Here is a 12,954-nt window from a genome sequence, read left to right as displayed (position 1 = left end):
TGGTAAGGCGCATGTTACGCTATTGCGAATGAATCGCAACTATAAATCAGTCGGGAAATTGCCCATTGGCCCTTAAAATTTCTCCAGCGAGATAAAGGGAGCCTGCAATGAGCAGCTTGGGCGCGGCTTCCCGCTGGGCGGCGACCGCAGCGATCGCTTCCGCCGGCGTGTCATGCGCCGCACAGCCGATGCCCCAACGGGCCGCCACGGCAGAGAATCGCTCGGCGGAATGATGCTCATGTCCATTTACTGGCAGGACATGGATATGTGCGATCTGTCCTGCAAATGGCGCAAGATAAGCCTCCGGATCCTTGTTGGCGAGCATCCCGATGATGAGGTGAAGCTGCTGCCCCTCCAGGCGATCGGGCGTGAAATAGGCGCTAATGGCTTCTCCCGCGCCTGCATTATGGCCGCCGTCCAGCCAGACCGTCGCGTCATTGGGCAGCGGGGTGAGCAACGGTCCTCGATCGAGCCGCTGGAGTCGCGCAGGCCAGTTCGCCCAGAGCGGAGCCGCCTTTAACGCGGCTTCGCTGACCGCGACCGCTCGTTGATTCCGCAGCATGGCAAAAGCGAGAGCGGCGTTTTCCACCTGATGCGCGCCAGGAAGGCGAGGGAGGGGCGCTTCGATTCGTCCCTTGTCGTCGCGATAATGGAGCCGGTCGCGATAGACCGCGGCATCCCAGTCAGTGCCCATGGCGAACCAGGTCGTGCGGGCGGCCATCGCGGCATCGATCATTACGGGAAAGAGCATTTCGGCGTAGCGTTGCGTGACAAGCGGTGCGGAGGATTTGGCGATGGCCGCTTTTTCCGCTGCAATCTCCTTCAGGCTGTTGCCCAGAAACGCCTGATGATCGAGGCCAAGCTGGGCAATGCCACAGGAAACAGGATTGGAAATCACATTGGTTGCATCGAGCCGTCCGCCTAGCCCCACTTCGATGATAGCTGCGTCGGCTGGATGTTCGGCAAAAGCGAGGAAAGCAGCAGCCGTGGTGACTTCGAAGAAGCTGGCGTCGACCCCTTCAGCGACATCCAGCACGCGCTCCAGATAATGGGCGAGCGTGGGATCGTCGATCAACTGGCCCGAAATGCGAATCCGCTCGTTGAAACGGACAAGATGTGGGGAAGTGAAGACGTGAACGCTCTTGCCGTCGGCCTCCAGCGCGGCGCGGAGGAAGGCGCAGGTCGAACCCTTGCCATTCGTGCCGGCCACATGAAAGACAGGTGGCAATGCCTCGTGCGGGTTGCCGAGGCGAGCGAGCAGCTGGGTTATCCGGTCGAGGCCCAATATGTCGGCGCCAGGCGACAAGGCCGCCAGCCGGTTCAATTGGGCCTGAACTCCCGGATCATCGGAAACGGCGTAGTCGGCCATGGCGCGTTTCCCCCGTCGCGCGGTTGAAGCTCAGGCCGCAGCGCGCGGCGTCAGATAGGTGATGGCCCGCGTCAGTGTATCGCGCAGATCGCGACGGTGCACGACCATGTCGAGCATCCCATGGTCGAGCAGATATTCCGCGCGCTGAAATCCTTCGGGCAGCTTTTCGCGGATGGTGCTTTCGATGACGCGCTGGCCCGCGAAGCCTATCAGCGCATTCGGCTCGGCGATCTGAATATCCCCCAGCATCGCGTAGCTGGCAGTGACGCCACCGGTCGTCGGATCGGTCAGCACGACGATATAAGGCAGGCCCGCTGCGTGCAGTTTCCGGATGGCGACGGTGGAGCGCGGCATTTGCATGAGGGACAAGATGCCCTCCTGCATTCGCGCACCGCCGGCTGCCGTAAAGATCACATAAGGGCATTTATGGCCGATGGCTTCGTTGATGCCCTGAATGAAGGCAGCCCCGACACCCATGCCCATGGAACCGCCCATGAAGGCGAAGTTCTGAACGCCCATGACAACGGGAATGTCTTCGATCGCGCCCCGTGCATTGATGAGCGCTTCCTGATCACCCGTTGAATGGCGCGCGGCCTTGATGCGATCGGGATAGCGCTTGGAATCGCGGAACTTGAGAGGGTCTTCCTGCACCGGCGGGGTGGGCAAAAGGATGAAGCCCGCGTCCAAAATCTGCTCGAACCGCTCGGACGGGCCGATGCGGCCATGATGATCGCAGCGCGGACAGACGGAGAGGTTCTCCTCCCACTCCTTGATGAACACCATGTCGGCGCAGGAAGGGCATTTGTGCCACAGCGTCTCCGCCGTGGTTTCCTTCTTTGCGATGAAGGGAATGGCGTTGCGAACGCGGTTGATCCAGCTCATGCGGCGGTCTCCCGGGACCTGGTGGTAAGTGCGTCGCGCAGCGTGGCGACGAATTCCTGAACGAATGGCGCGGCGGCGTCGCCATGGGATCCTATGATATCGACAATGGCGGATCCAACAACTACGCCGTCCGCAACGCGGCCGATGGCGGTGGCCTGCTCCGGCGTCCGCACTCCAAAACCCACGGAAACGGGCAGATCGGTTGCGGCTTTGAGGCGAGCGAGGGCCTGCTCGACGGCGGCTTGGGCGGCCTGCTGCTTGCCGGTTACGCCAGCGACGGACACATAATAGAGGAAGCCGCTGGCACCATCGAGGACGGCGGGCAGGCGTTTGGCATCGGTGGTCGGAGTTGCGAGGCGGATGAGGTGGACGCCTGCCGCCCGCAGGGCCGGGCCGATTTCGGCATCCTCCTCTGGGGGCACGTCGACGCAGATCACGCCATCCACGCCCGCAATTTTGCACTGGGCTGCGAACCAGTCCGGACCACGCACCAACATCGGGTTGGCATACCCCATGAGGACGACCGGCACGTCGGCATGGCGCGCGCGGAAAGCGGCGGCGATGGCGAAGATATCCTTGGTCTTCGTACCCGAACCAAGACTACGCAAGTTGGCAAGTTCAATTGCGGGGCCATCGGCCATCGGATCGGTAAAGGGCATTCCCAATTCGATGACATCCGCGCCGCCTGCGACCAATGCGTCGAGTATAGCGGCGGCATCGATCACGGTCGGATCGCCTGCCGTCACGAAAGTCACGAGCGCCGCGCGTCCTTCCGCCTTGCAGGCGGCGAAGCGGGTGGCCATGCGGTCAGTCGTCATATTTCGACTCCCAATGCCTGTGCGACGGTGAAGATGTCCTTGTCTCCCCGACCGGAGAGGTTGACGACAAGCAGCTTGTCCGCGTCCAGCGTCGGTGCGACCTGTTCGGCGGCAGCGACGGCGTGCGCGGATTCCAACGCGGGAATGATGCCTTCGAGTGCGGAAAGGCGCTGGAAAGAGGCGAGGGCTTCGTCATCGGTGACGGGCATATATTTGACCCGGCCGATTTCATGGAGCCAGCTATGCTCCGGCCCGATGCCTGGATAGTCAAGGCCCGCCGAAATGCTGTGCGCTTCGGTGATTTGCCCATCCTCGTCCTGAAGCAGATAAGTGCGGTTGCCATGCAGGATACCGGAGGAGCCGCCTGTCAGGCTGGCGGCATGCTTGCCGTCCAACCCTTCGCCTGCCGCTTCGACGCCAATCATGGCGACATCCGCGTCATCGAGGAAGGGATGGAACAGGCCGATGGCGTTGGAACCGCCGCCCACCGGCGCGATCAGCATGTCGGGCAGGCGACCTTCGGCTTCCATGATCTGCTCGCGGGTTTCCCGGCCGATGATCGACTGGAAGTCGCGGACCAGTTCCGGATAAGGATGCGGTCCCGCCGCCGTGCCGATGATGTAGAAGGTGTCGTGGACGTTCGCGACCCAGTGGCGCAGCGCTTCGTTCATCGCGTCCTTGAGCGTCTGCGCGCCGGACGTCACCGGGATCACCTCCGCGCCCAGCAGCTTCATGCGGAACACATTGGGCTGCTGCCGCGCCACGTCCTTCGCGCCCATGAAGATGGTGCATTGGAGGCCGAAGCGCGCCGCCACGGTCGCGGTCGCCACACCATGCTGGCCCGCGCCGGTTTCCGCGATCACGCGGGGCTTGCCCATGCGGCGGGCGAGCAGCACCTGGCCAATGCAGTTGTTGATCTTGTGCGCGCCTGTGTGATTGAGTTCCTCGCGCTTCAGGTAGATTTTCGCGCCCTTGCCCAGCGGCGCTTCAGCGCGCAGCGCTTCGGTCAGGCGCTCGGCATAATAAAGTGGACTGGGCCGTCCTACATAATATTTGAGGAGGTCGGCAAATTCCTTCTCGAACGCCGGGTCTTGCCGCGCTGCCTTGTAGACCTTTTCCAGCTCAAGAATCAGCGGCATCAACGTTTCAGCGACATAGCGGCCTCCAAAGGAACCGAAATGGCCGCTGGCGTCAGGCTGGGAACGAAGGGAGTTCTGAATAGTCATGATGGCTCAGCCGCTTTGCAGAAGGCGATGATCTTGTCCACATCCTTGATGCCTGGCGCGCTTTCGACGCCGGAAGAAATGTCGACAAGAGGGGCATTTGTGATGGCGATAGCTTGCGCCACATTGTCGACGGAAAGTCCGCCTGACAGGCCCCATGGCGTTGCGATGGAGGCTCCGCGGAGCAGCGTCCAGTCAAAGCGCAGTCCCATGCCACCGGGGAGAGCGGCGCTATCGGGCGTTTTGGCGTCGAACAGGAGCAGGTCAACAGCGCCCGCATAGGCTGTGGCAGCGGCGATGTCGGCCTGCGCTTTGACCGAAATGGCTTTCCAGACGGGCAGGCCAAAGCGCGCGCGGATGTTGGCGGCGCGTTCTGGCGTTTCCTTGCCATGGAGTTGCAGTGCCGTGAGCGCGCCTGTCGCGGCAAGGGAAGCGATAATGTCATCAGTCGGATCGACGATGACGGCTACCTTGCCGACATGTGGCGGCACGGCGGCTGTCAGGGTGCGAATCTGGTCCGCTTCCACATGGCGGGGGCTTTTGGGAAAGTGGACGAGGCCCAGATGGGTGGCTCCTGCTCGCACCGCCGCACCCACCGTTTCAGGTGTCGAAAGGCCGCAAATCTTGATCGCGAGTCGGGACATGGGAGGGGCTTTAGACCTGATAGGCACGCAAGTCACATGGCTGCCGCGATAGGCCGGGTCAGGTCCATGTCGTGCAAGGCGAGCCATTGATCAGCATGATCAATGCAGGCCTGTCCGAGGAAATTATCTATGCGGTCGAGAAGATCTGCGTCGTCGAGTTCGGCTGGATCGAGGGGAGGATGCCAGCGCAGGTGGAAATGCGCGCCCTTTTCCCTTGCGAGATAGAAGGGCAGGAAGCGCGCGTTGCTACGTCGTGCAAGGCGCAGGGCGATGGAGAGATTGCCGCTCACCCCAATGTCGCGGCCAAAACGCGGAAATGCCACCTGCATGTCACGGCGCTCGTCGATCAGGATATAGAGCATGGCGCGGTCGCTGTCCGACAGGTGCCGCACGATGGCGCGGGCCGCCCCGCCGCCGGTGATCGCCTCCCCCATATAGCTTCGGCGGGCGCGCTGGAGCATTTTCGCCTGCACCGGATCGGCGGGCGGGTCGTAGACACCCAGCGGGGCGCGGTCGCAGGATGCTTTGAGATGCGCGGCCAGCAGATCCCAATTGCCGACATGGACTGTCAGGAAGATCATCGGGCGCGGGGAGTCCAGCGTTTCCCGATAGGCGGCTTCATCCTGGATGGCGACCCGGCGGGGGTTGACCAGCCGGTCGACATTGGTGAGTTCGGCCATGGTGCGGCCAAGGTTGAACCAGCGGCGGGTAAGGATATCCTCCCTTTCCGCGTCATTGAGGTCGGGGCGCAGCAGGGCGAGGTTCGTTCGGGCGCGCTGGTCGCGCAGCTTCATGCTTCTGCGCGCGACATTGGCCGACAGCCATCCGCCGATCCATGAGGCCATCGCGGCGGGTAGCAAACGCAGTAGCGTGAAGAGAAAGGGGTTTGAGAGCATCGCCCTTTCGTCATACAGCAGCGGTTGAGGCGGTAAAGGGCCGGAAACGCTATGAGTTGGGCCTTGGGGCTGTGGTTGGTGTTGCAGGGGGCGACGGTGCTGGGCGTCGCGCACTATCTGCGGCATGTGCCTGCGGATCGGCAGGAGGAAGCGCCTGATGGTGTGGCAGTGCTGCTCTGCGTCAAGGATGATTGGGATGGCGGGCCGGACCTGATGAAACGGCTGGCGGCGCAGAACGTGCCCTTTCGGCTGATCGTGGCGACTTCGGGAGCATGTCCAGCGGCGGAGAAGCTGGATTTTCGTGACGTGCAGATCGTGCGCGCTGGTGTCGCGCACGATGAAGGGCAGAAGGTGCACAAGCTCCGCGCCGCGCTCAGGGCGTTGAAACCGGACGACCGCTATCTGGTTTTCATTGATGCGGATATTGAGCCGCCCGCGCGGCTGATCGGACGGCTGCTCTTTCCCTTGGTGCGGGACAAGGCGGATATCGTGACCGGCTATCGCCTGCTTTTGCCGGACGCTAGACCGCTGCTGACGCTCGTCGGCGCGGTGGAGATGCAATTGGCGACTTTGCCCCGTGCGGCCAGTTCCACCATGCCCTGGGGTGGGGCGATGGCGATGACCCGGCCCATGGCGGAGCAACTGGAACTGGACCGTGTGTTGGCAGGAAGATTATCCGACGACATGACTATCGGACTGGCGGGCTGGCATGAAAAATTGCGCCTTCGTCCGGTGCGCGATCTACTGGTGGCGAGCCCCTTGGAAGGAAGCGGGCGGACGGCGCTAAGCTTCGCGATACGCCAATATCGACATGTCATCACCAGCAGCCCGGGCATGTGGCGAATCGCCGCATTGGTCGTGTCCGTTCAGTCTTTGGGGTGGCTGTGGGCGTTGGGCTGGGGCGGCTGGAGCGCAATGGGCGTCGGTTATGGCGCGGCCTGGTGCCGTGTGATGATCCGCATGCGGATCATCGCCAGCGTGATCGAGCCGGATCAGGCGCGAAAAGCGCGGCGATCGCTGATCTGGGATGCCGTTGCGCCCTTTATCGTGACATGGACGCATCTGACGATTCAGGTCGTTGGCGCGCTGTCTCGCCGGATTCGCTGGGGCGGCTATGATTATTGGGTGAAGCAGGGCAAGGTCGTGCGAATAGAGAAAATCCACTAGAGAAAATCCACACGAGATCGGTTTAAAAGCCCGCCGGGAATAGATGCCTGCCCTGATCGTCAAGGCGCAGCGTGACCTTGCCCGCGACCGCCTTCATCGGGAGTGGCGCATAGAGATGCGGAAATAGTTTACCGCCGCGCGAGGGCTCCCATTTCAGAGCATCGCTAAAAGGGGCGAGGTCGACCATGACCATCACCAGATTGTCCTGCCCCGCGAAATGTCTGGCCGCGGTTTCAGCTGCCTGCTCGCGAGTGGAGAGGTGGATATAGCCATCCTCAAGGTCGACCGGCGCGCCGTGGAAAACGCCGTCGGCCTTGAGTTGATCGAATTGCGGACGTGTCAATATCTTGTAAGCGAAAAGCTCCGTCACGCTTCGGTGGCTTCCTGCGCTTCGTCGCCGTTGACGACGACGTCCTCATCGCTTTCCTCAATGCGGGCCGCGCTGACGACATGCTCGTCATCCGCCACGTTGAAGAGGCGCACCCCCGCCGAATTGCGGCCGATGACGCGCAAACTGTCGAGGCCCATACGGATCAGCTTCGCCTGGTCCGTGACGAGCATGAGTTGATCCTGCCGCGTCGCCGGGAAGCTGGCAACGACCGGACCATTGCGCCCGATATTGTCGATATTGGTGATGCCCTGACCACCCCGGCCCGTGCGGCGATATTCATAGGCCGATGACAGCTTGCCATAGCCATTGGCGCATACCGTCAGGATGAACTGCTCGCGCGTCTGCAATGCCTCATAGCGCTCGGCGCTCATTTGCGGCGCGCCTTCCTTCTCGGCCTTCCACGGCGCAAAGCGGAGATAATCGTCGCGCTCCTCCTGATCGGTAATCCCGGCGCGGTGGAGAATGGAGAGCGACATGACCTCGTCTCCTTTGCCGAGGCGGATGCCACGGACGCCGGTTGAATTCCGACTCTGGAATTCACGCACATCGTCGCCGGGGAAACGGATCGCCTTGCCCTGGCGAGTCGCCAACAGCACGTCATCGCTTTCCTCCAGCAGAGCGACGCCGATCAGGCGGTCGTCCATATCCTCGCCCTCGAACTTCATGGCGATCTTGCCGTTCGACGGGATATTGGTGAAGGCATCCATGCTGTTGCGTCGGACCGATCCCTTGGCCGTTGCGAACATGACGTGGAGATTGGCCCATTCCGCTTCATCTTCCGGCAAGGGAAGGACGGTGGAAATGGTTTCGCCTGGCGAAAGTGGAAGTAGGTTCACCATCGGGCGGCCACGGGTCGCGGGACCGCCTTCGGGAAGGCGCCAGACTTTCAGGCGATAGACCTTGCCGATGGTGGAGAAGAACAGGACCGGCGTGTGCGTGGAAGTCACGAACAATTCGGTGATGGCGTCCTCATCCTTGGTCGCCATTCCGGACCGGCCTTTGCCTCCGCGCGCTTGCGCTCGGAAGCTCTCGAGCGGGGTGCGCTTGATATAGCCCTGCATGGTCACGGTGACGACCATATCCTCACGTTCGATAAGGTCTTCGTCCTCGATCCCGTCTGCGGCTGCGGTGATTTCAGAGATGCGCGGCGTAGCGAAATCGCGTTCGATCACCTCAAATTCTTCACGCATGACGGCATAGAGTTTCACGCGGTCGCCGAGGATTGCCAGATATTCGGTGATCGCGGCGGCCAGTTCCGCCAGTTCGCTGCCGATCTCATCGCGGCCCAGTGCCGTCAGCCGATGCAAGCGCAGGTCGAGGATGGCGCGCACCTGTATGTCGGACAGGCGATATGTATCGCCTGTCGCTTCGGTTTCGATGGCTTCGACAAGGCGTAGATAGGGCGCGATTTGCTCCACCGGCCATTCGCGTGAAAGGAGAGATTCGCGTGCTTCGGCCGGACTGGCCGAACCGCGAATGATACGGACCACCTCGTCGAGATTCGTTACCGCGATGACCAGGCCCAACAAGATATGCGCGCGGTCGCGGGCCTTGTTGAGTTCGTACTTGGTGCGGCGGGTGATGACCTCTTCCCGGAAGCGGACGAAGGCTTCGATGATGTCGCGCAGGTTCAGGACTTCTGGGCGACCGCCGCGAATGGCGAGCATATTGGCCGGGAAGCTCGACTGGGCGGGTGTGTTGCGCCAAAGCTGGTTGAGCACGACTTCGGGCGTGGCGTCGCGCTTCAGGTCCATGACGATCCGCACGCCTTCGCGGTTCGATTCGTCGCGGATGTCGCTAATCCCCTCGATCCGCTTGTCCTTGGCGGCTTCGGCGATCTTTTCGACGAGGCCGTTCTTGCCGACCTGATAGGGAATGGCGGTGAGAACAATGGAGCGGCGATCTCCACGCCCTTCTTCGATCTCATGACGCGAGCGCATCATGATGGAACCGCGCCCGGTATGATAAGCGCTGCGCGCGCCCGACTGGCCCAGGATGAGCGGAGCTGTCGGGAAATCGGGACCCGGGACGATCTGGATCAGTTCGTCCACCGTGACGCCAGGATTGTCGATATAGGCGAGGCAGGCACGGATCACTTCGCCCAGATTATGTGGCGGGATGTTGGTCGCCATGCCGACCGCGATGCCGCCCGCGCCGTTGACCAGCAGGTTGGGAAAGCGCGCGGGAAGGACCTGCGGCTCGCTTTCCGACGCGTCATAGTTCGGCTGAAAATCGACAGTGTCTTTGTCGAGATCATCCAGCAGCGCGGTCGTCACCTTGGCGAGGCGCGCTTCGGTGTAACGCATGGCGGCCGGCGGGTCGGGGTCCATCGAACCGAAGTTCCCCTGACCGTCGATCAGGGGAACGCGCATCGACCAGTCCTGCGTCATGCGCGCCAATGCGTCATAGATCGCGCTGTCGCCGTGCGGGTGATATTTACCGATCACGTCACCGACGATGCGGGCCGACTTTCGATAAGGCTTGTTATGGTAAAAGCCGCTTTCATGCGCCGAGAAAAGGATACGGCGATGCACGGGTTTCAGGCCGTCGCGCACATCCGGCAGCGCGCGCGCCACAATGACCGACATGGCATAGTCGAGATAGCTCGACTTCATCTCCTCGACGATACTGATGGGGCTGATATCGGAGGGGTCGGCGAGGGCGGTCTCGTCGGTCAAGGCGACTCTCTTTTTTGCGGATGGTTATGGTCGTATCCGCACTAGCCGAGCGAAACAAATCTGTCACCCCTCGGGCAGCTTCATACACGTTCCGCCCGGCGTGTGATTTTTCGCGGTTACGGAAATATGGAACGAAGCCCGGCGCATGACAGTTGCAAAATCCGTGGTTATAGGCTTGTTCAAAGGCCGTTCACGCGTCGACCCCTAATTCGGCGCATAACATGGAAGGTCGCCTGGCCCCCTTCAGGCGAAAAGGAGATGAGGATCATGCGTTTTGTAACCCCGGTGGCGCTTGCGCTCGCACTGGCGTTGACTGGCGGCGCCGTTTCGGCCCCTGCCTTGGCCAAGGACAAGAAGGCGAGCGCTCCTAAGCTCAATGTATCGCCTGACGTGATCAAGGCGCTTCAGACCGCGCAGGAAGCCGCAGGCAAGCAGGATTTCGCAGCGGCGAAGGCTGCGCTGGCCGATGCGGACGGCAAGGCCAAGTCAAACGACGACAAATATCAGATCGGCGCGATCAAGCTGAATACGTCTATCGCTGCCAAGGACGCCGCGCTGCAGAGCGAAGCCCTGACGCAGATGCTCGACAGTGGCCTCACGCCGACGGATCAGGCCGGCCAGTTCAACGCCATAGCGGCCGAACAGGCGTTGGCCGCGAAGAACTATGACCTGGCGATCCAGCGTGGGCAGGCGGCTGTTCAGGCAGGCTACAAGCCCGAGGCGGTCAACGTGACGCTGGCGCAAGCCTATTTCGGCAAGGCAGGCACCGCCAGTCCGTCGGTCGAGCCAGCCCGAGGGCTTAACCAGCAGGGGCTGGCGGCACTCAAGGCTGCAATTGATGCCAGCAAGGCAAGCGGACAACCCGCACCGGCTCAATGGTATCAGATCGGCGTAAGCCGCGCCGCGGCCGCAAAACTGCCGGAAGTCACGGATTGGGCCCGACAGGCTTATGAAGCTGCACCTAATGGCGAGAATCTCCGCACGCTGGTCCGTCTGTTCCAGCAAGCCAACCCCAACATCACCAACCGCGAAAATCTCGATGTGCTGCGCCTGATGGCTGCCTCTGGCGGCCTGGTTGTCGCGGGCGACTTCACCGAATATGCGGAAATGGCTTCGAAGACCGGCATTTATGGCGAAGTGAAGTCGTCGATCGATGCTGGCCGCGCCAAGGGTGTGCTGAACGCATCGCAGGGCGGCGATCTTTATCAATCGGCCGTTGCAAAGATTGCGGGGGATAAAAGCTCGCTAGGTGCGGCCGAAGCGGATGCACGCAAAGCGGCCAATGGCAAAATTGCGGCAGCGACCGCCGACGCCTATCTGGGCTATGGTGATTATGCCAAGGCCGCGGCCATGTTCGAACTCGCCAAGCAAAAGGGCGGCGTGGACGCGGACGAAGTGAATACAAGGCTTGGCATTGCCAAGACGCTGGCAGGCGATACGGCTTCCGCCAAGGCGGCATTCCAATCGGTGCAGGGCGGCGCTCGCAAATCCATCGCTGGGCTGTGGCTGTCCTATCTGACCAGCAAAGGCGCTTGAAATATCGACGGCGAGGGTTGATGGTTCAACCCTCGCCGATTGCGATGCTGACTGTTTTTGGGGGGGCCGGATCGGCCATGCGTAGAAATATGAAATTGGGATATATGTTGGCTGCCGCAATGAGCGTGGTCATGCTTGCATCACCTTCCGCAGCCAAAAAGAAGGACAATGGTCCGGTCATTCAGATGTCGGACGACTTCCGCACGAATGTGCAAGCGGCTCAAGCTGCGCTGCGGGCGGGGGATGTGTCCACGGCCAGCGCGCGCATCTCAGCATTGAATCCTGCCACGGATTTCGAAGCCTATGCTGCAGCAGGCCTGCGGTTTGAGCTGGCTGTCCAGCGGCAGAATATTCAGGCCGAGCGGCTTGCGTTGACAGATATGTTCAAGACCGGCTCCGTTCCCAAGACGGACGCTCCCCGGTTGCGTTATGTGGCTGGCTACCTGTCTTATGTCGTCGGCAATTATGATGACGCCTTCGCGCAACTCGATTATGCGCGAACCCTTGGCTATGACAATATCGACGCCAGCCTTTTACGGGCGGACATCTATCTACGCAAGAACAAGCCGAAAGAAGCATGGCCCTTTGTGCAGGAAGCGATGGCGCGCAAGCGGGCGGCAGGAGAAAAGATCCCCGCAGCATGGTTTGATCGCGCTATCTCGCTGACCTATCAGGCAGGAAACTGGGCGGACCTAGGCGCGCTCTATCGGGAAAGGCTGAGCCTCTATCGCACCACGCGGGACTGGCGCTCGGCATTGAGCAATTACCTGCCCGCTGCAGCGCTTGATCCTCAGATTCAGCTGGATTTATATCGTTTGCAAGCGGCCAGCGGTGCCATGGCAAGCGAGCGTGATTATCAATCCTATGCCCAACTGGCCGAAAAGGCCGGTTATCCCGCCGAAACCAAAGCGATCATCGAGGCGGGGCGTTCGACGGGTAAGCTGACATCGTCCCAGAACGTCACCTCGCAGTTGCTGAAGGCTGTGACGCCCAAGGCGACGAAAGAAATGGCTGCGCTGCCTGCCGTTACGAAGAAAGCGGCATCGGCAAGCAGTGGTGAGCCGGCTCTTATCGCGGCAGATACTTATTTCTCGCTGGCCCAATATCCCAAAGCTGCCGAATTATATCGCCTGGCCCTGACGAAGGGTGGAATTAATGACGATCAGGCCAATGCACGGCTGGGCATTTCGCTGGCCCGGTCAGGTGATCTTGCCGGTGCGAAAACAGTCCTTGCGAATGTGAAGGGCAACTGGAGCAATGTGGCGGGTTTCTGGTCGATCTGGATCGAAGAGCAAAGCCAGAAGACGGCGCAGCGTGCGCCGTCTGTTTCTCAGACCAGTAGCTGAATTT

Annotated in this window: 11 protein-coding genes; 3 read left to right on the top strand and 8 right to left on the bottom strand. The window is 61.4% G+C overall.

Features of this window, described 5'->3' with window-relative positions; genetic code table 11:
- Window positions 1–46: 46 nt before the first annotated feature.
- From ATN00_RS14130 to ATN00_RS14105, 6 genes are read right to left on the bottom strand one after another with little or no spacing between them, the layout of a single operon-like run.
- The gene (locus ATN00_RS14130) at window positions 47–1,369 is read right to left on the bottom strand and encodes a bifunctional folylpolyglutamate synthase/dihydrofolate synthase (protein ID WP_062065808.1); all 1,323 of its coding nucleotides are present in this window, start codon (window positions 1,367–1,369) and stop codon (window positions 47–49) included.
- Window positions 1,370–1,399: 30 nt separating this feature from the next.
- Window positions 1,400–2,251, bottom strand: a complete 852-nt coding sequence (gene accD / locus ATN00_RS14125) for an acetyl-CoA carboxylase, carboxyltransferase subunit beta (protein WP_062065803.1) — start codon at window positions 2,249–2,251, stop codon at window positions 1,400–1,402.
- Window positions 2,248–3,069 (bottom strand): tryptophan synthase subunit alpha, encoded by an 822-nt coding sequence (gene trpA, locus ATN00_RS14120; RefSeq protein WP_062065801.1) that lies wholly within the window; start codon window positions 3,067–3,069, stop codon window positions 2,248–2,250. Before trpA ends, accD begins: the two co-directional genes overlap by 4 nt.
- Window positions 3,066–4,295 carry a tryptophan synthase subunit beta gene (trpB, locus tag ATN00_RS14115; RefSeq protein WP_062065798.1) on the bottom strand — a complete coding sequence of 410 codons (1,230 nt, stop codon included), beginning with the start codon at window positions 4,293–4,295 and terminating at the stop codon, window positions 3,066–3,068. Before trpB ends, trpA begins: the two co-directional genes overlap by 4 nt.
- Window positions 4,292–4,936 carry a phosphoribosylanthranilate isomerase gene (locus tag ATN00_RS14110; protein ID WP_062065795.1) on the bottom strand — a complete coding sequence of 215 codons (645 nt, stop codon included), beginning with the start codon at window positions 4,934–4,936 and terminating at the stop codon, window positions 4,292–4,294. The genes trpB and ATN00_RS14110 overlap by 4 nt, the downstream gene beginning before the upstream one ends.
- 32 nt (window positions 4,937–4,968) lie before the next feature.
- Window positions 4,969–5,832 carry a lysophospholipid acyltransferase family protein gene (locus tag ATN00_RS14105; protein WP_062065792.1) on the bottom strand — a complete coding sequence of 288 codons (864 nt, stop codon included), beginning with the start codon at window positions 5,830–5,832 and terminating at the stop codon, window positions 4,969–4,971.
- 51 nt (window positions 5,833–5,883) lie between these two features.
- Here ATN00_RS14105 and ATN00_RS14100 point away from each other — a divergent pair, with 51 nt between their 5' ends.
- Complete coding sequence (locus ATN00_RS14100) at window positions 5,884–6,999, top strand: glycosyltransferase (RefSeq protein WP_062065789.1); 1,116 nt, start codon at window positions 5,884–5,886, stop codon at window positions 6,997–6,999.
- A 22-nt stretch (window positions 7,000–7,021) separates the two neighbouring features.
- On the opposite strand, the gene ATN00_RS14095 is transcribed toward ATN00_RS14100, so the two are convergent.
- Both ATN00_RS14095 and gyrA read right to left on the bottom strand, forming a co-directional pair.
- A complete protein-coding gene (locus tag ATN00_RS14095; protein ID WP_062065786.1) occupies window positions 7,022–7,369 on the bottom strand; it encodes a DUF952 domain-containing protein in 348 nt (115 codons plus the stop codon).
- Window positions 7,366–10,068 carry a DNA gyrase subunit A gene (gene gyrA, locus ATN00_RS14090; protein ID WP_062065782.1) on the bottom strand — a complete coding sequence of 901 codons (2,703 nt, stop codon included), beginning with the start codon at window positions 10,066–10,068 and terminating at the stop codon, window positions 7,366–7,368. The genes ATN00_RS14095 and gyrA overlap by 4 nt, the downstream gene beginning before the upstream one ends.
- A 267-nt stretch (window positions 10,069–10,335) precedes the next feature.
- Here gyrA and ATN00_RS14085 point away from each other — a divergent pair, with 267 nt between their 5' ends.
- Together ATN00_RS14085 and ATN00_RS14080 are read left to right on the top strand one after the other, a co-directional pair.
- Window positions 10,336–11,604, top strand: a complete 1,269-nt coding sequence (locus ATN00_RS14085; protein ID WP_062065779.1) for a hypothetical protein — start codon at window positions 10,336–10,338, stop codon at window positions 11,602–11,604.
- 131 nt (window positions 11,605–11,735) lie between these two features.
- Window positions 11,736–12,950: a tetratricopeptide repeat protein gene (locus ATN00_RS14080; protein ID WP_231746287.1), complete on the top strand. Its 1,215-nt coding sequence runs from the start codon at window positions 11,736–11,738 to the stop codon at window positions 12,948–12,950.
- Window positions 12,951–12,954 lie beyond the last annotated feature (4 nt).

It is taken from the genome of Sphingobium baderi (assembly GCF_001456115.1).
Classification (GTDB): domain Bacteria; phylum Pseudomonadota; class Alphaproteobacteria; order Sphingomonadales; family Sphingomonadaceae; genus Sphingobium; species Sphingobium baderi_A.
Note: the sequence above shows the minus strand (reverse complement) of the source record. Positions and strands in the feature narration are given on the sequence as shown.

Bases quoted from the DNA above. Each gene is read 5' to 3' on its own strand.
- ATN00_RS14130 (WP_062065808.1), bottom strand. From the start codon at position 1,369: ATGGCCGACTACGCCGTTTCCGATGATCCGGGAGTTCAGGCCCAATTG.
- accD (WP_062065803.1), bottom strand. From the start codon at position 2,251: ATGAGCTGGATCAACCGCGTTCGCAACGCCATTCCCTTCATCGCAAAG.
- trpA (WP_062065801.1), bottom strand. From the start codon at position 3,069: ATGACGACTGACCGCATGGCCACCCGCTTCGCCGCCTGCAAGGCGGAA.
- trpB (WP_062065798.1), bottom strand. From the start codon at position 4,295: ATGACTATTCAGAACTCCCTTCGTTCCCAGCCTGACGCCAGCGGCCAT.
- ATN00_RS14110 (WP_062065795.1), bottom strand. From the start codon at position 4,936: ATGTCCCGACTCGCGATCAAGATTTGCGGCCTTTCGACACCTGAAACG.
- ATN00_RS14105 (WP_062065792.1), bottom strand. From the start codon at position 5,832: ATGCTCTCAAACCCCTTTCTCTTCACGCTACTGCGTTTGCTACCCGCC.
- ATN00_RS14100 (WP_062065789.1), top strand. From the start codon at position 5,884: ATGAGTTGGGCCTTGGGGCTGTGGTTGGTGTTGCAGGGGGCGACGGTG.
- ATN00_RS14085 (WP_062065779.1), top strand. From the start codon at position 10,336: ATGCGTTTTGTAACCCCGGTGGCGCTTGCGCTCGCACTGGCGTTGACT.
- ATN00_RS14080 (WP_231746287.1), top strand. From the start codon at position 11,736: ATGCTTGCATCACCTTCCGCAGCCAAAAAGAAGGACAATGGTCCGGTC.